Raw genomic sequence first — 23,429 nt, forward strand, 5'->3', positions numbered from 1 at the left:
GATTAAATGGCGATGGAAACACAAGACATTATTAAGCGCTCCGCGACGAACCCGATTACTCCCGCGCCTCGCGTGCGGGATTACAAGGCCGAAGTTGCCAAACTTATTGATGTCTCTTCCTGCGTGGGTTGTAAAGCCTGCCAGGTGGCCTGCTCGGAGTGGAACGATATCCGCGACGAAGTGGGACACTGTGTCGGGGTTTACGATAACCCGGCCGATCTGAGCGCCAAATCCTGGACGGTGATGCGCTTTAGCGAAACCGACCAGAACGGCAAGCTGGAGTGGCTGATTCGCAAAGACGGCTGTATGCACTGTGAAGATCCGGGCTGCCTGAAGGCATGCCCGTCTGCCGGGGCGATTATTCAGTATGCCAATGGGATCGTCGACTTCCAGCAGGATAACTGCATCGGCTGCGGTTATTGCATCGCGGGATGTCCGTTTAATATCCCGCGCCTCAATAAAGAGGATAATCGGGTCTATAAATGCACTCTGTGCGTGGACCGCGTCAGCGTCGGGCAGGAGCCTGCCTGCGTGAAGACCTGTCCAACCGGCGCGATCCACTTCGGCACGAAGAAAGAGATGCTGGAGGTGGCCCAACAGCGGGTGGACAAGCTGAAAGCGCGCGGCTACGACAATGCGGGCATTTACAACCCGCCGGGTGTGGGCGGTACGCATGTCATGTATGTGCTGCACCACAACGACCAGCCGGAGCTGTACCACAATCTGCCGAAAGATCCGGCGATCGATACCTCGATCAATCTGTGGAAAGGTGCATTGAAACCGCTCTCTGCGGCGGGCTTTATCGCCACCTTTGCCGGGCTGATTTATCACTATATCGGTATCGGGCCAAACAAAGAGGTGGATGAGGACGAGGAGGAACATCATGAGTAAGTCGAAAATGATAGTGCGCACGAAGTTTATTGACCGCGCCTGTCACTGGACGGTGGTGATCTGCTTCTTCCTGGTCGCGGTGTCGGGGATTTCGTTTTTCTTCCCGACCCTGCAATGGCTGACCGAAACCTTCGGGACACCGCAGATGGGGCGCATTCTGCACCCGTTCTTCGGCGTACTGATTTTCGTGGTGCTGATGTTTATGTTTGTGCGCTTCGTACACCACAACATCCCGGACAAGCAGGATATTCCGTGGGTGAAAGGGATTGTCGAAGTTCTGAAAGGGAACGAGCATAAAGTCGCGAAAGTAGGCAAATACAATGCCGGACAGAAGATGATGTTCTGGACCATCATGAGCATGATATTCGTGCTACTGGTGACCGGCGTTATCATCTGGCGTCCATATTTTGCGCACTATTTCCCGATTCAGGTGATTCGTTACGCGCTACTGATCCACGCGACCTCGGCCATCATTTTGATCCACGCCATCCTGATCCACATGTATATGGCGTTCTGGGTGAAAGGGTCGATCAAAGGAATGATTGAAGGGAAGGTGAGTCGCCGCTGGGCGCAGAAACATCATCCGCGCTGGTATCGTGACGTTGAGCGTCTGGAAGCGAAAAATGAGAGTACGGAAGGTATGAAGTAAGTTCTCCTGCGCCGTCGGCTTTGTCTGGCGGCGCGTCGCTTGCGCGGGTCTATCTGGGTGGTCTTAAGTCATGTGTTAGTCAATAAACGATCTACTGCAGCTATAACATCATGACGAGCATTGCGTAAATTACAAACAAAGTCTTTATTGTTAATTTTCTGATTATTAATATTACTTATCATTGGCGAATAAATTAGAAAGGTTTCAAAATCTATATTTATTCTCGGTGCCAGATGGCTTTGCCATAAGGGTAATTGACTTTTTCTCATTAATGGCACAATAACGCGTGTGGCAAGATCATCATAACAATCATCCTGGATGAGCATATAGTAAGGAAGACAATCCCTGGTTGCTGCTGAAGGATTACGATAGACATTAAATTGTTTAAGCATCAAAGCACCCTGAAAAAATCATCGTCAGTAATCGTTCCATGTTTTTCCACAAATTCATTCATTGATCGTATATATGCGAGGCGTCTTCCAGTAATATCACAATCGCTCAGCAACATCCCTGAAAGGATATTTACGACATCAACAGTTGCTCTTACTCACCATGATTGTCATCCTCAGGTTGTCCGGCACGATAAAGAGCGAGGCCGCAACAGGCGTGTGATCCACCTGAATTAATGGATTAATGTGTCAGTAAACTGATTTGAACTGGCTCACCATACAAGATTGGTCAATAATGCCCGCTATAAACTTTTAACGCCTGGTTGTGTTATGAAAAAGACAATTTTCTCGCTGGCGCTTGGTACGTTTGGCCTCGGAATGGCTGAGTTTGGCATTATGGGTGTGTTGACGGAGCTGGCGCATGACACCGGCATTTCGATTCCCTCCGCCGGGAATATGATCTCCTTTTACGCCTTCGGCGTGGTGATCGGCGCGCCGATCGTGGCGCTATTTTCCAGCAGGTTCTCATTAAAATCGACGCTGCTTTTCCTGGTGACGATGTGCGTCATCGGGAATGCCCTCTTCAGCGTGTCTGGCTCGTATCTGGGGCTGGCGGCGGGGCGTTTGATCTCAGGTTTCCCTCATGGTGCCATTTTCGGTGTCGGGGCGATTATTCTTTCGAAAATCGCGCCTCCGGGTAAGGTCACGGTGGCGGTGGCCGGGATGGTGGCGGGAATGACGGTGGCCAACCTGGTCGGTGTTCCCCTCGGCACCTGGCTGGGCCATGAATATCACTGGCGTTACACTTTCTTCCTGATCGCTGCGTTCGACGCGCTGGTCATCCTTTCCGTGCTGCTGTGGGTGCCGAAACTTTACGATAAAACGGAAACCAGGCTCACCGAGCAGTTTCACTTTCTGAAAAAACCGGAACCGTGGCTGATTTTTGCCGCCACCATGTTTGGCAATGCCGGGGTGTTCGCCTGGTTCAGCTTTGTTAAGCCGTTTATGGTCAATGTGTCTGGCTTCTCCGAAGGGGGGATGACCATCATTATGATGCTGATGGGGCTGGGCATGGTGCTCGGTAATCTTATGAGCGGGAAACTATCCGGCCGTTATAGCCCGCTGCGCATCGCCGCGACGACCGATCTGGTGATTGTCGCTTCACTGCTGCTGCTCTTTGCTTTCGGTGAACAGAAAACGGCCTCGCTGGTGATGGGCTTCATCTGTTGCGCCGGGCTTTTCGCGCTCTCTGCACCGCTGCAAATTCTGCTGCTGCAAAATGCAAAAGGGGGCGAACTGTTAGGCGCTGCCGGAGGGCAGGTGGCGTTTAATCTGGGAAGTGCGATCGGTGCGTATTTTGGCGGGATGATGATCACCCTCGGTTTTAGCTGGAGCTATGTCACGTTACCCGCGGCTATCCTGTCGTTTTCCGCGATGACCTCACTGCTGCTTTATGCCCATCTGAAAGTAAAAACTCGTCACGCGAGTGAACGCACGGCATGAGCCTTAAAAACCGCTCCCGTTAAGGAGCGGTAGCAGGAGACTAGACAAATTTTGCCAGCGGATCGGCAGCGGCAAACGCGAGGGTGCGATCGGCTGCTGGTGGGTAAATCAACTCATTGGTAATGGCGATTTTGATCTTCTTCGCGTCGTCACGAACCGATTTCACCACCTGTTCCCACCCTTCGGTATACACCGCGCCCCAGGCACCTAAATCCAGGCAGGTGACGTAGTTCACCTGACGATAAGGATAGGGTTCGACGTTTAACAGACTGGCTGCAGCGTTGTGACCGGCAAACTTACCCAACTGGATTGCGTGCTGGCAGGTCATCAGCGCGGTATTGCCCTTGTCGTCTGTTTTGGCGTGCGCCATGTCGCCGGTGGCGTAAACGTCAGGATGTGCTGGCACCTGCAGATACTCAGTAACGATGAGACGGCCCTGCGTGTCACGTTCGCCCGCGATCTGCTGGCTGAGGGGATTCGCCTCAACGCCCGCCGTCCAGACAACCGTCGAAGATGCAATTCGCTCACCGTTTTTCAGCGTCACGCCTGTTGCGTCAATAGCCTCGATTTCACTGTTCAGACGCCATTCAATGCCCAGTTCGTTGCTGGCATCTTCTATGGTTTTGCGCAACGCTTCGCTATAGCGACCGCCAATGACTGCACCTCTTTCAACTACGATAACATTAGTCTTTGTTTCATCACCAAAACGTGCGCGAAGGCGGGCAGGGAGTTCGGTTGCCAGTTCAATACCGGTAAAACCACCACCGCAGACCACAACGGTATTGCGCTCAGGAGTGGACGGGCGATCGACCAGTGAATCAAGGTGCTGTTCGAACCGCCGGGCTGATTCCAGCTGGTCAATATCAAACGCGTATTCGGCCAGTCCGGCAACCGGAGGGCGTCTGGTCTGGCTGCCTGTCGCCAGCACTAAGCGTTCGCAGGACACCGTTGCCTTAGCGCCGTTTGCATCGCGGTATGATACAGTTTTCTCTTTTGCATCAATGTGTTCAGCGCTGCCGGCGATAAATTCAATATTCAGTTCGGTAAACAGGTCGGTGAGCGGGGCGACCAGCGATGAAACTTTCTCTTCATAGAAGCGTGGGCGAACGCGCAGTTCCGGGGCAGGAGCCAGCACGGCAATCTTGAGGCCGTTATTGCCTTCCTGTTCTGCCAGTCGCGCGGCACTCACCGCAGCCCACATTCCGGAAAAACCACTACCCACAATTAAAATTTGCTTCTTCATGTTCGATCCTTTTTAACCGTCAGGCTGTATGTCTGACATAACTGCCACTATACTTGTCGGAGTTAACTGCGACAACTTCTTTCTGAGTTAAAAATCGTTATAATGGCCGCAACAGTAACTTCGGAGTTAACCATGGCTTTTTACAGTTCCGGTGTGGAATACGGCATCCATAGTCTGATGTGTATGGTGGATGCCAGAGGCAACGAACGTGAGATGAGCGTCCGGGAAATGGCGGCCCTGCAGGGTGTGCCATATGACTACCTGGGAAAGATCTTCACCCGTTTGTCGCGTGCCGGGCTGGTGATCAGTACCGAAGGCAAGGGCGGTGGTTTTAAGCTGGCGCGTCCGGCGGAGTTGATCTCCGTACTGGATGTGGCGCATGCCATTGACGGAGAGAAGAATATGTTTGAGTGTCGGGAAGTGCGTCAGCGGCTGGCCGTATTTGACGACGCTCCTCCGGCATGGGTGTGTGACGGCCCGTGTGGTGTGCGCTCGGTTATGGACAGCGCACAGCAGCGGATGGAAGAGGAGTTAGCGCGCCATACTATTCTCGATCTGGCTCGCAAAATGTACCGCAAAGCGCCGGATACCTTTCAGATTGAAGTACAGGAGTGGATTGCAGACAGACGCAGCGCGTCCTGATTGCTTGCCCTCTCCCTGGAGAGAGGGCATTTTTAACGGTTTACGAGCGTAAATCAATCACCATACGGCCACGGATTTGGCCCTGTTCCATCTCTTTAAAGATGGCGTTAATGTCCTCTAATGGACGCATTGTGACTTTCGGTACAACCTTGCCTTCCGCAGCAAACTGGAACGCTTCCAGCAGATCCTGACGAGTGCCGACCAGCGACCCTACGACCTGAATACCGTCCAGGACCAGACGTGGAATATCAAGGCTCATCGCTTCCGGCGGCAGGCCGACGGCCACCACACGTCCTCCGGCACGCACGGCGTCTACCGCGGAGTTAAATGCCGCTTTCGCGACAGCCGTGACGATTGCAGCGTGTGCGCCGCCGGTTTTCTCCTGAATGACTTTCGCGGCATCTTCACTGCGGGAGTTCACGATCAAATCCGCACCCATGCTGGCCGCCAGCTTCAGCTGTTCATCATTCACGTCGATAGCAATGACCCTGGCGTTAAAGACATTTTTAGCGTATTGCAGGGCAAGGTTACCCAGCCCACCCAGACCATAAATCGCAATCCACTGGCCTGGTTTAATATCGGAAACTTTCACCGCTTTGTAGGTGGTGACCCCGGCACAGGTGATGCTGCTGGCAGCGGCAGAATCGAGACCATCCGGTACTTTTACCGAGTAATCGGCAGTAACAATGCACTCTTCAGCCATGCCGCCGTCAACGGAATATCCTGCGTTTTTCACGGCGCGACACAGGGTTTCGTTGCCGGTATTACAATATTCACAGTGTCCACAACCTTCGAAGAACCATGCCACGCTTGCGCGATCGCCCACTTTCAGTGACGTGACGCCAGGACCAATCTCTTTCACGATACCAATCCCTTCATGGCCCAGGATCACGCCAGTCTTGTCGCCAAAATCGCCATTTTTTACGTGAAGATCGGTATGGCAAACGCCACAGCATTCCATCTTCAGCAGCGCTTCTCCATGCTTAAGAGGGCGTAAGTTTTTTTCGGCAACATTGACCTGATGATCCTGAGTAACAACAGCAGCCTTCATGTGTATCTCCTTGTTCATGATAAGAATCTGCATAGCAGGTGTAATACCTCTTAAGGATTAATACTTTGGCGCTGTAATGCAAGGCGACAGCAACATAATGTCATCATTTGATTCGATTTCGGATAAAGAATACAGCGTTCTACTAACAATAAAGGGTGGAAAATTCTGCCAGAAACCGCAGAAATTAACTGGCCCGGCGGGGGACCGCCGGGCGCAGACTTACAGTTGTGTTTCAATCCGCTCAATTTCTTTACGCCATTGCGCCTGTAAATGCGGCTTTTGGTGCTTCGGCTTACGCGCCAAATCGTCTTCCAGCAGCGTTTCCAGCGCAACAAGACGTTCCAGCAGATCGTCAACGTTCGAAGAGTGAGCGTCTGCCGCCGCTGGCGAAGCCGTCGGTAATGTCTGGCCCGCGCGTTCACGCAGCCGTTCAAATACCGCTTCAGAGTCGTGCCATTCGCTCAACATTCCGTCTTCAATCAGCCAGAAACGGTTACAGCTCTGGCTAATTAACTGACGATCGTGGCTGACCAGCAGCACGCCGCCCTCGAACTGTTGCAGGGTTTCTGCCAGAGCCTCTTTGCCTTCCATGTCCAGATGGTTAGTGGGCTCATCGAGCATCAGCAGGCTATAGCGGGCGAGCGTCAGGCCGACAAACAGCAGGCGAGAGCGTTCACCGCCGCTCAGTTTGCTGACTTTTTGCCCGTGACGCGCCCACGGGAAACCAGCGCTAATGAGTGCCATCTTGCGATTTTGCGGATCGGGTGCAAACGGCTCCAGCGCATCCAGCAGCGAAGCATCATCCGGCAACTGGTGCAGTGCCTGGTCGTAATAGCCTGGCGATACGCGTGGATGGATTTTCAGCCCAGCTTCCGCCTGTTCGCCAGTAAAATGCCGCCAGATCAGTTTCATCAGCGACGATTTTCCGCAGCCATTACGGCCGACAATCGCGACGCGATCGCCGCTTTTGAGGCGAGCAATGTCGATGTTGAACAGGTCAGGTAATCCTGGCGCGGGTGGCACGCCGAGGCTTTCCATCTCCAGCAGACGGTCAGCCCGTAGCGCGTCGCCGCGCAGGGTGAGTGTCCACGGGCTACCTGTCGTGACCTCCGTCTGGCTTTCCTTCAGCCGTTCGACCTGTTTTTCCATCTGTTTCGCTTTGCGGGCCAGATCTTCGTTGTCGTAGACCTTGCCCCAGGTCGCCAGCCTTTTGGCGCTGGCGGCGACGCGGTCGATCTCCTTTTGCTCCGCTTTGTGGCGCAGCGCATCGCTTTCGTCTTTTGCAACCAGCGCCTTGCGTGCGGCCGTGCAGGGAAGCGCAAAATAGTGCAGTGTCTTATCCCGCATGATCCAGCTTCCGTTGGTGACGGCATCCAGCAGTTGCCTGTCATGCGAAACCAGGACAAAGCTGCCGGACCAGCTCTGTAAGAATTGCTCCAGCCAGAGCATAGTGGGGAGATCGAGATGGTTGCTCGGTTCATCCAGTAACAGCAGATCCGGTTCGCTAATCAACGCGCGCGCCAGCAGCAGGCGGGTGTGCTGGCCACCGCTCAGCGTGGCCGCTTGCAGCGCCATGTCCTGTGACGTGAAACCCATGCCCGCCAGCAGCGTTTCGGCTTTCCAGCGCAGGCTGTCACGTTCGCCGGGTGATAATTGCGCCAGTACCGCATCCCGCAAAGTGAGCGGATAAACCGCCTCCGGCAAATGTTGCTCAACGCGCGCCAGCAGGCAGTGTCCGGCCAGTGCTACCGTTCCGGCTACGGGGGAGACGGTGCCGTCCAGTACCTTCAATAGCGTACTTTTGCCGCAGCCGTTATCGCCCAGCAAACCAATGCGGTCGCCTTTTTTCAGCGTAAAGGAGAGGGAATTGAAGAGCGTGCCAAACGCCGTATCAACACGTAAAGATTGTGCAGTGAGTAAAGTGCTCATTGTTGCTTACCCAGGAGTTACAGGCATGTTTATGCCTCGCCAAACATCGCTGACGATAACTCAGTAAGCCCGAGGGAAGGGATTTCAGGGGTTGGTGTCTTCGCTCAAGCAGAAGTTATCGCAGCACGATATCGATAACGCCTGAGCAGGTGCGATCACCAAATGTATGTGAAACATTGAAAATTTCACAGTACAGCATAATTGGCCTCCTTATATATTCAGTAGGTTAATGGATGAGGTGAGTGTAGCGGGGGAAACGGCGTTTGGCTAGTCATTGAGTTGGTTTTGGGACCATTATCAATTACTCATGTTTATTGTCGAAGATGCCTTTGGCGCTGTTGATACGCAACATTTGGTCACGTGGATACTTTGTAGATACTGTCGGTGTGAACGAGGAAATTATCAGACGATATGTGCGGCATCAGGAGAAAACGGAACAAACGCATGAACAGCAGATGGAATTTCTAGAGTAGTAAGGGGGAAGTGATAATAGCCCCCCTTACAGGGGGCATTCTCAAAAGCCACCTTCTAAGAAGGTGGTCTTTTACATTCAAAGTTCTGTAGTTCTAATTATATATTTTAGAATGCCGTTGAATTCATTGAATGATTCTAGAACCCCAGGGGCTATCTTATCTCGGACTTCAAATATTTTACATTCCATATTGTATAGGAAGTATGACATACTATCTTCTCCAATAACGATGTTATCTTTTAAATCCGGGTCTATGAATATTTCATTATCTCTATTATAAAAGTTCATCGTGTAAATATTTGACCACAACAGTTCCCCATCAGCAACCTGACTGAACCCATATATCGTCGCTGCGTTAAATTCTAAACCATCAATTTTTGCATAAAAATATTTTAAATCTTGCCTCTCGTCAAATATTGTTTTTATGTCTTTGTGTATATTTTTCTTTATTTCATTCCAGTCTTCGGGAGGTACATCGCTTTGAATAAAATCTTGTATTTCCTGAGAGAGTGGCGTTGCGATAGTATAATGATATTTAGCCATATTACTTTTTAATACTTCAATTGATCTATCAATATCTTGATAGTTTATGCTTTCCATTTTTAACTCCTATTTATTGAAAATTGTTCCATTTGGCATAGGCCATAATGTATCAATGCTTTCACCAGGCATCAGATCTTTAGTTACGGATTTTTGCACCCCAGTTAATGCATTATGATATGGTTTTGATTGTATTAGAATCAAATTTTCAAAGCTATTATCTCCCCCATCATCAAGAGGTAATTTATGATGAACCTGCCAGGTTTCAGGAACACTACCACGCGCCATTAATTCAATTTGAGTAGCATTAAAGTAATTATCAATTCCAGGTTCTACAGATAAGCTCTTCAAAAATTTTTTTCTGACTGAATTATCAAATTCTTTCCTAAGTATTAAATATTCATCGCGTGGTCTGCGTAAGTAATTAATTTCTTCAATTTTAACGTCCTGCAAGAAAACTTTTGAATTTTTTATTTCCCCCAAAAATCCTGTTAACTCTTCAGTCATCGTAGGATTCTTTACCAAAAGAATAGATGCAGCCGCTATAACCAATCCTATATTAGTATCGGTCATAACTCCTTTATAACCTTCTAAAACTTCTCCCCCGAGTTGTTCAGCCGTCTTTCTAAATCCTTCAATGTTACCATTATATACGCCGCCAGCCGCTAACAGACGTCCAACATTTCTACTATTCAATGTCTTGGTTGATTGAGCATGTTGTATCGGTTCAACATAACCGGACGCACCATACTGTATTTTCTGTGTTGGACGTGGTTTTATTCCTTGATTTCTTTCTAATACTTCCTGATATGCGGCCATCACTTCATCACGGAATGAACTTTCCCAATGATCTGGCATAAAAGGTTCGTAAACAATATTCCCTTCTTCATTAAAATAAAAAGGGTTATTATACCAGGTCCAATGCTCATCTCTATCTAAAGCAATAAACCATCCTAGTTGTAAATTTGTCTTTACATCATCATATATTGGATCATAATAACCTAAACTTCTTCTTTCATATTTTTTTCCGAAGATTCTATCTCCGTTCCATTTTCTTTCTGGCAAATGAAAATGCATTCCGTGTTTATAATAATTATAGTCTAATTCATAATAGCTACATGCCAATTCCATTCCTCTCCTGGGACTTACTATCTTTTCGAAGTCTGTAATATTGGCTACCTGTCTAAAATCATATAGTTCATAAATTTCAAATCCAGGCATTTTGTTTCCTCTATCGAATTAAATGGTAGAAACATTCACTATACATGCATGGAAACAATATCTTTCGCTTTGTTAATAAGGAAGCAAATGTCCATAAACAAAATCCGAATTGCATTTATATGCAACTCGGATCTAAATTTTGATGCTTGTAAAATTATTTATGCAAAAATCACATTACAAAACCATATCATTTTCCATAATTTTATGGATAATTCCCATACCATCATCTTCTAACAAAAGACTTAACACCTTTTCCCATTTTAAAGTAGTTTCGCGCTTTTCAATGAAATAATCATATTTATCATAGTGCTTTTTACTGATTGTTTTGTTTACATGCTGATTAACTATGTCGCGTTCATTTTCTGTAAAATATAACATTCCTGCGAGTGTTTTAAATGTACGGCGAATATCACGCATAGAGAATGGCTGATCAAAGTGTTTTTTTGTAAATTCGTACATATGCTTTTTCCATGCATCACTATTAAGTCCTATTGTGGGTTTTTCCATTTTTGTAATCGGATTGGCTTTTAATTCCTTTTTGTATTTTTTTAATTGTTCTTCATAGTTAACATTTGGGAAAAAGAAATCGCTATCTGGATAACGCACTGCTTGCTCATTTAGAATATCTTTTGCTTTATCGCTTAAGCGGTGCATACAATTTGCATAACAGTGGGTGTTGTTGCGGGTGCTGTTACACTGAAATCGTATGCATCCGTATAGGATTGCACAACTATTAAATAGAATTGTTAATCAGTTAGTTACCACAAGTCTGCGATTAAATTATAGCCAATGATTTTGAACGTCCCTCTCCCTGTGGGAGAGGGGCCATCTGTGCTTACAATTATATTGATGTGCGTCGATAACTCCGGTATTCCGGCATCCAGAAGTTATCGTCGATCGCTTGCTGCAGCGCATCGGCAGAGGTTTTTACTGCGACACCCTGCTGTTGCGCCATTTTGCCGACCGCGAAAGCGATAGCACGTGACACCTTATGGATATCTTTGAGTTCCGGCAGCACCAGTCCTTCACCGTTATTCACCAGCGGTGAATGTTTAGCCAGCGTTTCGCTCGCAGACATCAACATTTCGTCGGTGATCCGTGACGCGCCAGAGGCGATAACGCCCAGACCAATACCGGGGAAGATATAGGAGTTGTTGCACTGGGCGACAGGATAAAGTTTGTCTTTCCACAGAACCGGATCGAACGGGCTGCCGGTGGCGACCAGCGCATTGCCTTCGGTCCAGGCGATGATGTCCTGCGGCGTCGCTTCAACGCGGGAAGTCGGGTTAGACAGTGGCATCACGATAGGGCGGGCACAGTGTTTGTGCATCTCGCGGATGATCTCTTCGGTGAAAAGACCCGTCTGCCCGGAAACGCCAATCAAAATATCCGGCTTCACGTTGCGCACCACGTCCAGCAGGGAGAGCACCTCGTTGTCGGTATCCCAGTTTTTCAGGTTGTCACGCTTTTGTACCAGTTTGGTCTGGAACGGCAGCAGGTTTGGCATGCCGTCGGTCAGCAGGCCGAAGCGGTCAACCATAAAGACGCGTGAACGGGCCAGTTCTTCGCTTAAGCCTTCGCGCTGCGTCTGGGCGATAATCTGCTCGGCGATACCACACCCGGCCGATCCTGCGCCGAGGAAGACAATTTTCTGATAGCTCAGTTGGCTTCCTGCCGCGCGGCTGGCGGCGATCAAAGTGCCGACGGTTACGGCCGCAGTGCCCTGAATGTCGTCGTTAAACGAGCAGATCTCGTCGCGATAGCGGTTCAGCAGCGGCATGGCGTTTTTCTGTGCGAAATCTTCGAACTGGAGGAGAACGTCCGGCCAGCGATGCTTCACGGCCTGAATGAAATCATCGACAAACTGATAGTATTCATCATCAGTAATACGCGGATGACGCCAGCCCATGTACAGCGGGTCGTTGAGCAACTGCTGGTTGTTGGTGCCGACATCTAGCACCACCGGCAGGGTATATGCCGGGCTGATACCGCCGCAGGCGGTGTACAGGGAGAGCTTCCCGATTGGGATCCCCATCCCGCCAATGCCCTGATCGCCTAGCCCCAGAATACGTTCGCCATCGGTCACCACAATCACTTTGATGTTGTGGTTTGGCACGTTCTGCAGAATATCGTCCATGTTGTGACGGTTCTGGTACGAGATGAACACGCCACGGGAGCGACGGTAGATCTCAGAGAAGCGTTCACAGGCTGCGCCAACCGTAGGGGTGTAGATCACCGGCATCATCTCTTCGAGATGGTTTTGCACAAGGCGGTAGAAGAGGGTTTCGTTGGTATCCTGGATGTTACGCAGGTAGATGTGTTTGTCGATTTCGGTTTTGAAGCCCTGATACTGTATCCAGGCGCGCTCTGCTTGTTCTTCGATGGTTTCAACCACCTCCGGCAGCAGGCCAAGCAGGTTAAAGCTGCTGCGCTCTTCCATGCTGAAGGCACTGCCTTTGTTCAGCAGGGGGAATTCAAGTAAAACCGGTCCGGCATACGGGATATATAAGGAACGATGTTTTTTCAGTTTGTTGTCCATGTCACTCACTCTTTTTTTGAAGATCCGTCCCTGACACTGCTGTTTGTCATCTTTCTGGCCTGTTCTGCGGGGGGGCGGTCGGGCGGTATTATAAAGGAGCTAAATGTTAATTACCGCAACCCATAAAAAAAACACCATCGGGATTACCGATGGTGTCGTGGATTTCTTACCGGAACTTACTTGCCTGCGTGGCGTTTCCTGCCGGTGGCGTGGGTGACTTGCGTTTCGCTGTCGCCCTCAATCACCACTTTACGCTGATTAGAGAGCTTGTAGTTCAGTCCCAGAATATGGCGTGCCTGACGGTTCGATTTCATGTTAACTCCTCAATCCTGTTGATAGTTTTAAGGACAAGTTTGCTTTCGCAAACGAAATGTAACCCCTTAGGTTGCAGATCCAGCATAGCAGGTTTTTACAAAGGGGCATTTTGCCCGCTGACAACATAGTTGATGGTCTGCTGATAGATGTCACTGAGGATGTCATTGTCTGTGGCTTCCACCCACTTCGTCAGTTCCATCAAAATGTCATCTTCAGTCACAGCTCCATGCTCAGCGTGGAGACCCTGTGCAATCGCATTAACGAGTTCGGGTTGTGCTGCTGTGGTATTTGCCGGGTAATAAGTAAACATGCTGCCTCCGTGTCGTTGTCTGTTTAATGGTACGGCTCGCAAAAACGTAATTCACAAACAGAGTGACAAATATTTCTGCTGATGTGGTTCAGATTCATCCTGGAAATATTAATAACACTTTGTGTAGCACAAAATTAAATTTTTGGTGTCCAGTGACGTAAATTTATCTTTTTTTGTAAGGGGCGGGAGAAGTCAGGAGAACACTGCCAGTTCAGGGTGCAGCGGGCTTGTAGCTGGCACGGGCGTTGGGACTCGTGGGCCGTATCATTATTTTTTGAGTTTAGAAAAATAGAATAGGGGTAATATTGCTTGCCGTTGATTCTCGTTTTTTTCTCCTGCTATAAAAATATAGCAGGAGAAGTTTACGCGATTACCACTTCATCTCGCCAGTATTTACTTTGGCGCTTAACGCCAGAGAGCTCTCTTCCGCCAGATCGGGATTTTCTTTTTTCATGGTGTTGATTACGCCAGCCGAATCTTTATTTTTAGCCAGAGCAGCGCCAAATTGCTGCAAATACTGGCGCGTAAAATCGATGGCCCCGGTTCCCGCTGGAGGCGTGCCGAGATAATGGCCTGGGATCACGCGCTCTGGTTTATGGGCCGCCATTGCGTCCAGCGTGCGCTGCCACTGCTGGCGACTCGCTTTTGTCTGCGTGTCCGCCGTCCATACGTGAATGCCCCAGGATACACCCGTACCCCCTAAAATGGTTTTGGCCGAAGGGACCCACACAAAAGCCGCATAGCTGTCAGCATGTTCGATATCCACTTTCTCACCATCGATCAAAAACGTGGTGGAGGCGATGACCTGCGGCACCACAATCGTCGTCGGCGCGCCGTCTTTCATCTGTGGCCCCCAGAAGGCGAGTTTGGCGTCTTTTGTGGCGTTGATATGATCAACGACCTGCTGTGTCGCGACCACTTTGGCATTGGGGAAGGCTTTAACCAGCGGCTGCAGACCAAAGTAAAAATCCGGATCGCCGGAAGTGATCACAATCTTGTTGAGCATTTTGCCGCTGCGGCGGATTTTTTCGACCAGCGCTTCGCCATCTTTCACGCTGAATTGAGCATCAAACAGCACGGCCTCTTCAGGCCCGTAAACCAGCGTGGAGGAGACCGCAAAAATGCCTTTCTCCTGCGGGTTGTAAGTTTCAATGGTGAGCGGTGCGGCAAAAACGGCTGGCGTAAAAAGGGTACACAGTGCGGCAAGGTGAGTGAACTTCATTGGAATGTCTCTGTTTTTCAGGGGAGGCTCTATTGTACGGATATCAGCATTTGCCAGAATTCCTGAAACACGACATGCTTAGTTTCATAAATCGAGCAGATGGAGCACAACATGGATCGCGTTATCGCCGCCCAGGTCTATAACCGCATATGCGAACTGGGGAGCCTGAGCGCTGCGGCGCGGGCGCTGGGTATTTCTCGCCCGATGGTCAGCCGGTATCTGGAGCAGATGGAAAAATGGGCTGGCACCCGGCTGGTGAATCGCTCAACGCGTAAGCTCACGCTGACCGTAGCAGGGGAAAAAGTGCTGCAAAAAACGCGCACGCTCTCGCAGATTTCTCAGGAAATAGAAGATCAGTCAGCGAAAGATCTCCCTGCGGGGACGCTGCGCGTGGCCTGCGCGCATTTTACCGCCATGCACATGATTGCGCCGGTGTTGCCCGAACTGCTGACGCGTTATCCACAGTTACGGATTGAGCTGGACGTGAATAACCATCCGGTGAGCCTGGTTGGAGAACGTATTGATGTGGCGATACGTATCACCGATAACCCGGAGCCGGGCATGATCGCCCGCCGGCTGGGGGAGTGCCGTTCGGTACTCTGCGCGTCGCCGCAGTATCTTGCCGCGAACGGTACACCTCAGCGGCTGGAGGAGCTGGAACAGCATAACTGTCTGCATTACAGCTTCTTTGCCGGGCAATCATGGAATTTTGTTACCGCTGAGGGAGAAGTTGTGTCAGCCGCCGTCAGCGGCAATCTGAGTGCGAGCATTTCGTCTCTACTGATGGAGGCGGCAATTCACCACTGCGGGATTGCAATGCTGCCGGAAAACGAGGCACAAACCGCGCTCAGTCAGGGCTTTCTTGTCCCCGTACTGAGCGCATTTACGCCCAAATCAATTGGCATTTATGGGATTTATCAGTCGCGAGATTATCAGCCTGCGGCTCAACGCGTCTTTCTGGATGCGCTGGCCCGATACCTGACAATCCGCTAAGACTCGTCTGTCTTAACTGCAGAATACGATCGGCGTTCTATACTTAACCCTTTGTAAGCCAAAAGGAGAGCAAGAATGACGATTCATAAGCACGGTTCAGCACACTGGTCTGGCGACATTAAGCGCGGAAAAGGGACGGTCTCGACCGAAAGCGGCGTCCTCAACCAACAACCTTACGGCTTTAATACCCGTTTTGAAGGCGAAAAAGGCACCAACCCGGAAGAGCTGATTGGTGCAGCCCACGCCGCCTGTTTCTCGATGGCGCTGTCGCTGATGCTGGGTGAGGCGGGTTATACGGCAGATTCCATTGATACCACAGCAGATGTGTCCCTGGATAAAACCGATGGCGGTTTTGCGATCACCAAAATTGCGTTGCAAAGCAAGGTGACGGTGCCGGGTATTGATCCGCAGCAGTTCGACGGCATTATCCAGAAAGCGAAAGCGGGATGCCCCGTTTCACAGCTGCTGAAAGCGGAAATCACGCTGGATTATAAGCTGAACTAAGTCAGAGCCGGGCGTATGCCCGGCTAGCCCTCCAGATTACGCCAGCAGCGTACAGTCCGTCCTTCCGTTGACGCCTGTAACGGTTGCGGTCTTTCACATCCCTCCGTCGCCTGCGGACAGCGGTCGCGGAAATAGCAGCCTGTGGGCAGATGGCGATTTCCGGGAAGTTCCGTTTTACGCAATGCCAGGGTTTCGTCCAGCGGTTCGCCGGTACGCGGTACAGAATCAAGCAGCAGGCGCGTATAAGGGTGCCGCGGCTGGCCCAGTACCTGAGCGGCAGTGCCCAGCTCGACAATTTGCCCGAGGTACATCACCGCCACACGGTCACTCATATGCCTGACCACCGAGACGTTATGTGAAATCAGCACATAGGTCAGATTACGCTGCTGTTGCAGCGTCACCAGCAAATTCAGGATTTGCGCCTGTACGGAAATATCCAGCGCGCTGGTCGGTTCATCCAGCACAATAATATCCGGGTCTGAAGAGAGCGCACGTGCAATGGCAATACGCTGACGCTGACCACCGGAAAAAGCATGCGGCAGCCGATCCAGATACTCCGGGCGAATGCCAACCTGCTGCGCCAGGTTTTCCGCCAGCTGGCGGCGCTCGCGTTCGCTGCTACGCTTTTGCACCCACACCGGCTCCGTGATAATCCGCCAGACGGGCAGACGCGGATCGAGTGACGAGAGCGGGTCCTGAAACACCATTTGCATGCCGCCTGCGCTGCGGGTCCGCAGACAGGCACCGGTGCTCGGCCTGAGCATCCCCATCAGCAGTTGCGCCAGCGTGCTTTTGCCACAGCCGGATTCACCAACAATACCCAGCGTTTCACCGCGATTGATCTGCAGATCAAGACCGTTGAGGGCATGCACCTGTTCGGTGACGCGGCCGAGCCAGTTTTTCCGCGCAGTAAAGTTCACATGCACGCGATCCAGTTCCAGTAACACATCAGACATGACACTCTCCCCGTTGCGGATACCAGCAGGCGGCGTGTTGCCCCTCAGCACCATGAGGTTTCAGGCGCGGCGTTTCGCCACATTTTGCTCCGGCAGCAAAACAGCGCTCGCGAAACGCACAGCCGCGCGGGAGCTGGCTGAGGTTGGGCACCGTACCGGGAATGGCCGGCAGCATTTCGCGAGGTTCACCGTTTTCCGGGGCACACTGCAGCAGGCCGATGGAATAGGGGTGGACGGGATGCCGGATCAGTGTCTGCGTATCACCACTTTCAATGACGCTGCCCGCATACATCACGTACATCCGATCACAGAGCTGAGAGACGACGGCCATATCATGACTGATAAACAGCACCGAGGTTCCGCTGGCCCGCGCCTTATGTTTCAGCAAACGCAGCACCTGCAACTGCACGGTCACATCCAGTGCGGTGGTCGGTTCGTCAGCGATGATAAGTTCAGGCTCGCAGGAGAAGGCCAGGGCGATCATCACCCGCTGGCGCATCCCGCCGGAAAGCTCAAACGGATAGCGGGCCATCACTTCAGCCGCATCCGGAATTTGCATCTCTTCCAGAAGCGTTATCGCCTTGTGTTGCGCTTCGCGGCGTGAAAGGGGCTGGTGCTGGCGGATCACCTCCACCATCTGCTTACCAATGCGTCGCGTCGGGTTCAGCGCCGTCATTGGCTCCTGGAAAATCATCGCCACTTTTGCGCCACGCCACTGGCGAAGCTGCTTCTCCGGGGCGTTCAGCACATCTTCACCCAGCAGTTTTACCTGTCCGTGGTGAACGTAGTAGCTGCCTTCCGGCAGCAGGCGCATCGCCAGCATCGCCGTAACCGATTTGCCCGAACCGGATTCGCCCACCACGCCGACAATTTCTCCGCGCTGGATCTCCAGCGAGACGTGATTGAGCGCATGGACTTCACCACGGTAGATCGGAAAGCTCAGGTGCAAATCTTCTATCGATAAAACAGGTTGACTCATCACTGTTTTCCTCCCGATTTCGGGTCAAGCAGATCGCGGATGCCATCACCAAACAGATTGAAACCCACTGCGGTGATCAGAATGGCCGCGCCCGGAAATGCACAGTACCACCACTGGTCAAGCACGTAGTTACGGCCCACGGCCACCATCGCCCCCCATTCAGCCGTGGGCTGTTGCGCACCCAGCCCAATAAAGCCGAGCGTTGCCGCCATAAGTATTGCGCTGCCGATATCCAGCGACGCCTGCACAATCAGCGGCGGCAGGGCGTTGCGCAGGATATGCCAGCTGATCAGATGCCAGCGCGAGGCCCCAAAAGTTCGGGCGGCCTGAACATAGGTAAACTGGCGCACCACCAGCGTCTGCCCGCGTGCCAGACGCACATAAAACGGAATGCGCACAATGGCGATCGCCAGCATGGCGTTAAACAGGCTGGGACCGAGCGCGGCCGCCAGCGCCATGGTCAGTACCAGAGAGGGAATGGAGAGCATAATGTCCATCACCCGCATAATAATGGCGTCGCCGCGTCCACCGAGCACGCCGGACAAACAGCCGAGCAGCGAGCCAATTCCTCCGGCGATGGCGACCACCGCCAGCCCGGCAGCGATGGACTGCTGGCTGCCCACCAGCACGCGGCTGAACAGATCGCGCCCGACTTCGTCGGTGCCAAACCAGTGTTGTGCAGACGGGGCCTGCAAACGAGCGGTCAGATCCAGCGCGTTCGGGTCGTGCGGAACGATCCACGGCGACAGCACCATCAGCAACAGCATCAGGATCATGATCACGCCGCCAGCCAGCGTGAGCGGGCTTTTACGCAGCATCCAGAACAGTTTTGCCCAGTCGATGCGCTGTTTCGCGGTTTTGACGGGGACGGGCGTTTCCTGAGTCAGCATCATTCGGCACCTCCGCGTCCGATTCGTGGATCAATCCACAGATAAAGCAGATCAACCACCAGGTTGACCAACACATAGGCCAGCGAAACCACCACCGCGAACCCCATCACGGCGGGGAAATCGAGCGCCTGAATGGAGGTCACCACCCAGGCTCCCATTCCCGGCCAGGCAAAGACGGTTTCGGTGAGCACTGCGCCATACAGAAGATCGCCCAGCGCCAGCCCAAGCACGGTAATGGACGGGATCATTGCGTTAGGTAAGGCATAGCGCAGCACGATGTACCAGCCCGGCAACCCGCTGGCGCGGGCGGTGCGAATGTAATCTTCGCTAAGCTGTTCCAGCATGGCGGAACGAACCTGACGCGCCACAATGCCCAGATGAACAAACGCCAGCGTCAGCGAAGGTAAAATCAGATGCTGAAGGGCGTTAAAGAACACTTCACCGTTGCCCTCCAGCAGCGCATCCAGCAGATAAAACCCGGTAACGTGCGCAGGCGGATCGAGCCAGTCGTCCAGCCTGCCGCCGCCAGGCAGGATTTGCAGTTGGCCATAGAACAGCACAATGACACCCAGCCCCAGCCAGAAAGCTGGCGTCGAGATCCCGGTCATCGCCATCAGCCGGACCAGGTGATCCAGCCAGCGGTTGCGATAAACTGCGGATAAAATTCCCAGCGGCACGCCGATGACCAGCGCCAGCAGCAGGGAACAGAACGCCAGCTCCAGCGTGGCGGGGAAAAAGGCTTTCAAATCATCCACCACAGGGCGGCCGGTACGAATGGAGGTGCCCAAATCACCGTGCGCAAGGGCATCTACATAGCGGCCAAACTGGATATACAGCGGCTGGTCCAGCCCCAGTTGCTGGCGGATACTTTGCACAATGTCGTCGCTGGCGCGGTCTCCGGCCAGCAGGCGGGCCGGATCGCCGGGGATCATGTGTGAAATAATAAAGGTGATAATACAGACACCGGCCACCACCAGGATTAACCCCCAGCAGCGCTGGCGCACAATGCTCCAGAACGTCATACACTTTCCCCCGGCGCGGACCGTTACTTGCTCATGGTGGCGATGTTGAACACCTGTTCGAGCATCGGATTAAAGGTGAAGCCTTTGACCTCTTTGTTCATCGCCAGCTGGTAGTTCTTCTGGAACAGATAAACGTAGGCCGCCTCGTCGATCACGATTTTCTGCGCCTGCTGGTAGTCTTTGGTGCGCTCAGCCTGGTCGGTGGTTTTCAGCGCGGCCTGCAGCAGGGCGTCGACCTCTTTGTTCTCATAGAACGAACGGTTTCCTGGCAGCCCTTTTTTGTCCGATTCAAACCAGTAATTCATGAACATGTACGGGTCGGCAAAGTCCGGGCTCCAGTTCCCGATAGCAATGTCGTAATCGCCTTTGCCCACGCGATCGCGCATGGTGGCGTTCGCCAGTTTCTCCAGCTTGACGTTAATGCCAAGTTTGCCGAGGCTCGCCTGGGTGGAGAGGGCGATCGGCTCCCAGTTCGGGTCGTTATCGGAGTAAAGGAAGGTCAGGCTGGCGGGTTTATCTTTCACTTTCTCCAGCGCGGCTTTGGCTTTAGCCTCATCAAAGCTGTACTGCATGGCGTTGGCGTCAAAGCCCCACATGCCGTCCGGGATCGGGCCGCGCATCTGTTTGCCGTTGCCGCTCAGAATCCCTTTCACCATCCCCTGATAATCTGTCGCCCAGGAGACCGCCCGACGCAAATCCACCTGATTCATCGGCGCTTTACTGTTGTTGAGATACAGATAAGTGACGCGCAGGGACGGGTACTCCGCCACGGCTACTTTGCCTTCCTGTTTCAGGGCCGCAAGCTGATCCACTGGCAGGGAATCGGCAATGTCCAGGTCACCACGGGAAAGCTGCAGGCGACGCGACGCACTTTCACCAATGATTTTCACCGCAACGCGCTTAAAGTGCGGCTTGTCACCCGCCCAGTGCGGGTTCGGCACCAGCACCAGCTGTTGACCTTTCTGCCAGCTTTTCAGCATAAACGGGCCGGAGCCAGCCGTGTTTTGCGCCAGAAAACCACGCGCATCATCGGCAGCATTGGCCTTCAGCACCGCCGGGTTAATAATGGAGGCTCCGTCGTTCGCCAGCGTATAGAGGAACGGCGCGAACGGCTGACTTAAGGTGAACTTCACCGTATGTTCGTCTACAGCATCAATTTTGAGATCTTTCGGGAAGGCTTCCGAAGGACCCTGGCTGATTTTCAGCAGGCGCTCAAACGACAGTTTCACTGCGTCGGCGGTGACGGGCGTGCCATCGGAAAATTTTGCCTTGTCCGTCAGAGTGAAGGTCCACTCCTTCTGGTCATCGGATGCCTTCCAGCCCGTCGACAGATCGCCCTCAACCTCGGTGGTGCCTGGCTTGTACTTTACAAGACGCTGGTAAGACGGATAGGTGACGGTCCAGTCGTTGTTGTCGATGGTCACCGCCGGGTCGAGCGTTTGCGGGTCGGCCGCTTTACCAATGACCAGCATATCTTTCGGGACGGCAGCCAGCGCAACAGGCGCGCTCAGTGCCAGCGTAGCGGCGATCAAGGTTGTGAGAAGCGTTGTTTTCATGGCAGTGCTCCGGGTTTAAAGGGATGTGTGCGTCAACGGAAAACAGTCAAAACGATCGTCAAGAAGGGGATAGCTGGCGGCCTCGGGCAGCTCAAAGTGCCACCATTCGCTGCCGATCCCCACAAAACCGCCGCCAAACATAATGGCGTTGAGCAGCAGACGATTACGCTGCGCATGCGGCGGAACGGACGGGTGGTACGGATGCGAACGGTCATGCATCTCGTCAAACCCGGCCCCCATATCCAGCACATTGTCGTGCTCATCCATCAGCGTCACGTCAATAGCGGTGCCACGACTGTGGTTAGAGCCAATCGCGACGTCCACTACGTATTCCGGGTTCGGACAGGCATCCCACAGTTGTGCCTGCGCCTGCTGTGGGCGGTAGGCGTCATAGACCACCAGTTTCAGCCCGGCGAGCGTGGCAATACTGACGGCTTTCGCCAGCGCGGTGGCGGCATCGGCATGAAGCAAACACAGCGCCTCCTGATAAATCGGGCGGCCTGTGATGTTGTCGGCGGTCGCGTATTTCAGATCGATATGCAGCGTGGGAAAGGTCTTCGCCACGTCAATCAGTGGGCTCTCTTCGGGCATAGCTCCGCTCCTTTAGCGTTCGAATTGACCAAACTCTTGTTGTAATTGTCGGTTTACCGCCAGGCGGTCCGGCAGCGCATCACCGAGCGCCTCCACCACGCCCGACAGCAACAGGTTGAACAGACAACTCACGGGTGCCAGCGAATCCCAGAAATGGCCGGTATCGGTTTTCACCTGGAGTAAATCAATGGGGTAATCCCGCGCCCACGGACACCAGATATCGGTGATGAGCGCCATCGGGATCGCCTTCTCACTCGCCACACGGCAATACTGGCGGGCGATAGCGGAGTAGGCGCGGGTGTCGGTCAGTACAATGTAGGGACGCGCAAAACCGGAGTTCAGCGATTCCACCCAACTGCCGGACAACCCTTCGGAGTAGCTCACACGAGGACGCAGATATTCCAGATGGCTGAAGAACGCGTTAGCGATCCCGCGAGTGGACTGAATGCCCAGTACGAACACGGCGTCTGCATGCGTAAGGCGATGGACAATCTGCTTAAATGCGTCACTTTGCGCCAGTTGGTAAACATGGGTAATGGCGTCCACCTCCAGCGACAACGAGTGCTGCATGCGGTCGGACAGCGGGCGCTGCTGCTGCCAGGAGTCGAGGCGATCGTTCATTCCCCAGGGTTGATACGGATCGCGCAGGCTTTTTTTGGCATCGTCCAGGTTGCGATAGCCCAGCTTACGCAGAAATCGTCCAACGGTGATCCCGCTGGTTCCGGTCATCAGCGCGACGCTTTCCGCCGTTTCAAACGGGATCTGTGCCGCATGGGCCAGCATCCAGCTCGCCACCCGCTTTTCGCTGGGCGTGAGCTGGCTGAAGGTTGTTTCGATACGGTTCAGCACTTCGGGTTTTGTCGTCATACCGCCTCGCTGTTAACAGGCTGTCAAACGCCGGTTTTTTGTTACCCGATTAACAATGCATGACGCGTGCCATGTTCACAGGGCGCATAAAACCGCCTGTGCTGCAAAGTTAATGCAATATATGTTTAACGAATGATCAACATTTGTGCAGCGTA

24 protein-coding genes and 1 pseudogene are annotated in these 23,429 nt (G+C 52.6%); 7 read left to right on the forward strand and 18 right to left on the reverse strand.

Annotated elements, in window-relative coordinates; all coding sequences use genetic code 11:
• Positions 1-6 precede the first annotated feature (6 nt).
• Both fdxH and fdnI read left to right on the forward strand, forming a co-directional pair.
• The gene (gene fdxH / locus ABGB15_RS10450; RefSeq protein ID WP_152081151.1) at positions 7-891 is read left to right on the forward strand and encodes a formate dehydrogenase subunit beta; all 885 of its coding nucleotides are present in this window, start codon (positions 7-9) and stop codon (positions 889-891) included.
• The gene (gene fdnI / locus ABGB15_RS10455) at positions 884-1,540 is read left to right on the forward strand and encodes a formate dehydrogenase-N subunit gamma (protein ID WP_152081150.1); all 657 of its coding nucleotides are present in this window, start codon (positions 884-886) and stop codon (positions 1,538-1,540) included. Before fdxH ends, fdnI begins: the two co-directional genes overlap by 8 nt.
• A 68-nt stretch (positions 1,541-1,608) precedes the next feature.
• Here fdnI and ABGB15_RS10460 read toward each other — a convergent pair whose 3' ends face one another.
• Positions 1,609-1,932 (reverse strand): CcdB family protein, encoded by a 324-nt coding sequence (locus ABGB15_RS10460; protein WP_215722093.1) that lies wholly within the window; start codon positions 1,930-1,932, stop codon positions 1,609-1,611.
• Between the two features lie 327 nt (positions 1,933-2,259).
• On the opposite strand from ABGB15_RS10460, the gene araJ reads away from it, so the two are divergent.
• A complete protein-coding gene (araJ, locus tag ABGB15_RS10465; protein WP_152081147.1) occupies positions 2,260-3,432 on the forward strand; it encodes an MFS transporter AraJ in 1,173 nt (390 codons plus the stop codon).
• A 40-nt stretch (positions 3,433-3,472) separates the two neighbouring features.
• Here araJ and ABGB15_RS10470 read toward each other — a convergent pair whose 3' ends face one another.
• Positions 3,473-4,675: an NAD(P)/FAD-dependent oxidoreductase gene (locus ABGB15_RS10470; RefSeq protein WP_215722092.1), complete on the reverse strand. Its 1,203-nt coding sequence runs from the start codon at positions 4,673-4,675 to the stop codon at positions 3,473-3,475.
• Positions 4,676-4,807: 132 nt separating this feature from the next.
• Here ABGB15_RS10470 and ABGB15_RS10475 point away from each other — a divergent pair, with 132 nt between their 5' ends.
• The gene (locus tag ABGB15_RS10475) at positions 4,808-5,317 is read left to right on the forward strand and encodes an Rrf2 family transcriptional regulator (protein WP_152081145.1); all 510 of its coding nucleotides are present in this window, start codon (positions 4,808-4,810) and stop codon (positions 5,315-5,317) included.
• A gap of 40 nt (positions 5,318-5,357) precedes the next feature.
• Here ABGB15_RS10475 and adhP read toward each other — a convergent pair whose 3' ends face one another.
• Positions 5,358-6,368, reverse strand: a complete 1,011-nt coding sequence (gene adhP, locus ABGB15_RS10480; protein WP_215722091.1) for an alcohol dehydrogenase AdhP — start codon at positions 6,366-6,368, stop codon at positions 5,358-5,360.
• Between the two features lie 219 nt (positions 6,369-6,587).
• Entirely contained in the window at positions 6,588-8,297 is a 1,710-nt protein-coding gene (locus ABGB15_RS10485) for an ABC-F family ATP-binding cassette domain-containing protein (RefSeq protein ID WP_215722090.1), read from the reverse strand.
• A 347-nt stretch (positions 8,298-8,644) separates the two neighbouring features.
• Here ABGB15_RS10485 and ABGB15_RS10490 point away from each other — a divergent pair.
• Positions 8,645-8,770: pseudogene (locus ABGB15_RS10490) on the forward strand (IS200/IS605 family transposase); the annotation flags it as partial.
• Positions 8,771-8,847: 77 nt separating this feature from the next.
• Here ABGB15_RS10490 and ABGB15_RS10495 read toward each other — a convergent pair.
• The 7 genes from ABGB15_RS10495 to ABGB15_RS10525 all read right to left on the reverse strand — a co-directional run bounded on the left by ABGB15_RS10495 (position 8,848) and on the right by ABGB15_RS10525 (position 14,916).
• Complete coding sequence (locus ABGB15_RS10495) at positions 8,848-9,369, reverse strand: YrhA family protein (protein ID WP_215722089.1); 522 nt, start codon at positions 9,367-9,369, stop codon at positions 8,848-8,850.
• Between the two features lie 9 nt (positions 9,370-9,378).
• Positions 9,379-10,530 (reverse strand): HNH endonuclease signature motif containing protein, encoded by a 1,152-nt coding sequence (locus ABGB15_RS10500; protein WP_215722088.1) that lies wholly within the window; start codon positions 10,528-10,530, stop codon positions 9,379-9,381.
• Positions 10,531-10,704: 174 nt separating this feature from the next.
• On the reverse strand, positions 10,705-11,184 hold the full coding sequence (locus tag ABGB15_RS10505; RefSeq protein ID WP_215722087.1) for a hypothetical protein: 480 nt from the start codon (positions 11,182-11,184) through the stop codon (positions 10,705-10,707).
• 187 nt (positions 11,185-11,371) lie between these two features.
• Positions 11,372-13,069 carry an NAD-dependent malic enzyme gene (locus tag ABGB15_RS10510; RefSeq protein ID WP_215722086.1) on the reverse strand — a complete coding sequence of 566 codons (1,698 nt, stop codon included), beginning with the start codon at positions 13,067-13,069 and terminating at the stop codon, positions 11,372-11,374.
• Between the two features lie 176 nt (positions 13,070-13,245).
• Positions 13,246-13,383 carry a stationary-phase-induced ribosome-associated protein gene (gene sra / locus ABGB15_RS10515; protein WP_013096533.1) on the reverse strand — a complete coding sequence of 46 codons (138 nt, stop codon included), beginning with the start codon at positions 13,381-13,383 and terminating at the stop codon, positions 13,246-13,248.
• Positions 13,384-13,478: 95 nt separating this feature from the next.
• Positions 13,479-13,694: a biofilm-dependent modulation protein gene (gene bdm / locus ABGB15_RS10520; RefSeq protein WP_152081141.1), complete on the reverse strand. Its 216-nt coding sequence runs from the start codon at positions 13,692-13,694 to the stop codon at positions 13,479-13,481.
• Between the two features lie 370 nt (positions 13,695-14,064).
• Positions 14,065-14,916, reverse strand: a complete 852-nt coding sequence (locus ABGB15_RS10525) for a Vmh family MBL fold metallo-hydrolase (protein WP_215722085.1) — start codon at positions 14,914-14,916, stop codon at positions 14,065-14,067.
• 111 nt (positions 14,917-15,027) lie between these two features.
• Here ABGB15_RS10525 and ABGB15_RS10530 point away from each other — a divergent pair, with 111 nt between their 5' ends.
• Together ABGB15_RS10530 and ABGB15_RS10535 are read left to right on the forward strand one after the other, a co-directional pair.
• Positions 15,028-15,909 carry a LysR family transcriptional regulator gene (locus ABGB15_RS10530; protein WP_263974460.1) on the forward strand — a complete coding sequence of 294 codons (882 nt, stop codon included), beginning with the start codon at positions 15,028-15,030 and terminating at the stop codon, positions 15,907-15,909.
• A gap of 75 nt (positions 15,910-15,984) precedes the next feature.
• The gene (locus tag ABGB15_RS10535; RefSeq protein ID WP_152081138.1) at positions 15,985-16,413 is read left to right on the forward strand and encodes an OsmC family protein; all 429 of its coding nucleotides are present in this window, start codon (positions 15,985-15,987) and stop codon (positions 16,411-16,413) included.
• Between the two features lie 23 nt (positions 16,414-16,436).
• Here ABGB15_RS10535 and ABGB15_RS10540 read toward each other — a convergent pair whose 3' ends face one another.
• From ABGB15_RS10540 to ABGB15_RS10570, 7 genes are read right to left on the reverse strand one after another with little or no spacing between them, the layout of a single operon-like run.
• Positions 16,437-17,369: an ABC transporter ATP-binding protein gene (locus ABGB15_RS10540; protein ID WP_215722083.1), complete on the reverse strand. Its 933-nt coding sequence runs from the start codon at positions 17,367-17,369 to the stop codon at positions 16,437-16,439.
• Positions 17,362-18,348, reverse strand: a complete 987-nt coding sequence (locus tag ABGB15_RS10545) for an ABC transporter ATP-binding protein (RefSeq protein ID WP_215722082.1) — start codon at positions 18,346-18,348, stop codon at positions 17,362-17,364. The genes ABGB15_RS10540 and ABGB15_RS10545 overlap by 8 nt, the downstream gene beginning before the upstream one ends.
• Positions 18,348-19,241 (reverse strand): D,D-dipeptide ABC transporter permease, encoded by an 894-nt coding sequence (ddpC, locus tag ABGB15_RS10550; protein ID WP_215722081.1) that lies wholly within the window; start codon positions 19,239-19,241, stop codon positions 18,348-18,350. Before ddpC ends, ABGB15_RS10545 begins: the two co-directional genes overlap by 1 nt.
• On the reverse strand, positions 19,238-20,260 hold the full coding sequence (locus ABGB15_RS10555; RefSeq protein ID WP_215722080.1) for an ABC transporter permease: 1,023 nt from the start codon (positions 20,258-20,260) through the stop codon (positions 19,238-19,240). Before ABGB15_RS10555 ends, ddpC begins: the two co-directional genes overlap by 4 nt.
• 23 nt (positions 20,261-20,283) lie before the next feature.
• Positions 20,284-21,816, reverse strand: a complete 1,533-nt coding sequence (locus ABGB15_RS10560; protein ID WP_152081133.1) for an ABC transporter substrate-binding protein — start codon at positions 21,814-21,816, stop codon at positions 20,284-20,286.
• A 15-nt stretch (positions 21,817-21,831) separates the two neighbouring features.
• On the reverse strand, positions 21,832-22,407 hold the full coding sequence (gene ddpX, locus ABGB15_RS10565; RefSeq protein WP_215722079.1) for a D-alanyl-D-alanine dipeptidase: 576 nt from the start codon (positions 22,405-22,407) through the stop codon (positions 21,832-21,834).
• Positions 22,408-22,419: 12 nt separating this feature from the next.
• Positions 22,420-23,274 carry a MurR/RpiR family transcriptional regulator gene (locus ABGB15_RS10570; RefSeq protein WP_215722078.1) on the reverse strand — a complete coding sequence of 285 codons (855 nt, stop codon included), beginning with the start codon at positions 23,272-23,274 and terminating at the stop codon, positions 22,420-22,422.
• Positions 23,275-23,429 lie beyond the last annotated feature (155 nt).

The organism is Enterobacter sp. MALB-1, from assembly GCF_041021625.1.
GTDB lineage: Bacteria > Pseudomonadota > Gammaproteobacteria > Enterobacterales > Enterobacteriaceae > Enterobacter > Enterobacter oligotrophicus.

Coding starts and splice junctions, on each gene's coding strand:
- fdxH (WP_152081151.1), top strand. CDS start 7: ATGGCGATGGAAACACAAGACATTATTAAGCGCTCCGCGACGAACCCG.
- fdnI (WP_152081150.1), top strand. CDS start 884: ATGAGTAAGTCGAAAATGATAGTGCGCACGAAGTTTATTGACCGCGCC.
- ABGB15_RS10460 (WP_215722093.1), bottom strand. CDS start 1,932: ATGCTTAAACAATTTAATGTCTATCGTAATCCTTCAGCAGCAACCAGG.
- araJ (WP_152081147.1), top strand. CDS start 2,260: ATGAAAAAGACAATTTTCTCGCTGGCGCTTGGTACGTTTGGCCTCGGA.
- ABGB15_RS10470 (WP_215722092.1), bottom strand. CDS start 4,675: ATGAAGAAGCAAATTTTAATTGTGGGTAGTGGTTTTTCCGGAATGTGG.
- ABGB15_RS10475 (WP_152081145.1), top strand. CDS start 4,808: ATGGCTTTTTACAGTTCCGGTGTGGAATACGGCATCCATAGTCTGATG.
- adhP (WP_215722091.1), bottom strand. CDS start 6,368: ATGAAGGCTGCTGTTGTTACTCAGGATCATCAGGTCAATGTTGCCGAA.
- ABGB15_RS10485 (WP_215722090.1), bottom strand. CDS start 8,297: ATGAGCACTTTACTCACTGCACAATCTTTACGTGTTGATACGGCGTTT.
- ABGB15_RS10495 (WP_215722089.1), bottom strand. CDS start 9,369: ATGGAAAGCATAAACTATCAAGATATTGATAGATCAATTGAAGTATTA.
- ABGB15_RS10500 (WP_215722088.1), bottom strand. CDS start 10,530: ATGCCTGGATTTGAAATTTATGAACTATATGATTTTAGACAGGTAGCC.
- ABGB15_RS10505 (WP_215722087.1), bottom strand. CDS start 11,184: ATGCACCGCTTAAGCGATAAAGCAAAAGATATTCTAAATGAGCAAGCA.
- ABGB15_RS10510 (WP_215722086.1), bottom strand. CDS start 13,069: ATGGACAACAAACTGAAAAAACATCGTTCCTTATATATCCCGTATGCC.
- sra (WP_013096533.1), bottom strand. CDS start 13,383: ATGAAATCGAACCGTCAGGCACGCCATATTCTGGGACTGAACTACAAG.
- bdm (WP_152081141.1), bottom strand. CDS start 13,694: ATGTTTACTTATTACCCGGCAAATACCACAGCAGCACAACCCGAACTC.
- ABGB15_RS10525 (WP_215722085.1), bottom strand. CDS start 14,916: ATGAAGTTCACTCACCTTGCCGCACTGTGTACCCTTTTTACGCCAGCC.
- ABGB15_RS10530 (WP_263974460.1), top strand. CDS start 15,028: ATGGATCGCGTTATCGCCGCCCAGGTCTATAACCGCATATGCGAACTG.
- ABGB15_RS10535 (WP_152081138.1), top strand. CDS start 15,985: ATGACGATTCATAAGCACGGTTCAGCACACTGGTCTGGCGACATTAAG.
- ABGB15_RS10540 (WP_215722083.1), bottom strand. CDS start 17,369: ATGTCTGATGTGTTACTGGAACTGGATCGCGTGCATGTGAACTTTACT.
- ABGB15_RS10545 (WP_215722082.1), bottom strand. CDS start 18,348: ATGAGTCAACCTGTTTTATCGATAGAAGATTTGCACCTGAGCTTTCCG.
- ddpC (WP_215722081.1), bottom strand. CDS start 19,241: ATGATGCTGACTCAGGAAACGCCCGTCCCCGTCAAAACCGCGAAACAG.
- ABGB15_RS10555 (WP_215722080.1), bottom strand. CDS start 20,260: ATGACGTTCTGGAGCATTGTGCGCCAGCGCTGCTGGGGGTTAATCCTG.
- ABGB15_RS10560 (WP_152081133.1), bottom strand. CDS start 21,816: ATGAAAACAACGCTTCTCACAACCTTGATCGCCGCTACGCTGGCACTG.
- ddpX (WP_215722079.1), bottom strand. CDS start 22,407: ATGCCCGAAGAGAGCCCACTGATTGACGTGGCGAAGACCTTTCCCACG.
- ABGB15_RS10570 (WP_215722078.1), bottom strand. CDS start 23,274: ATGACGACAAAACCCGAAGTGCTGAACCGTATCGAAACAACCTTCAGC.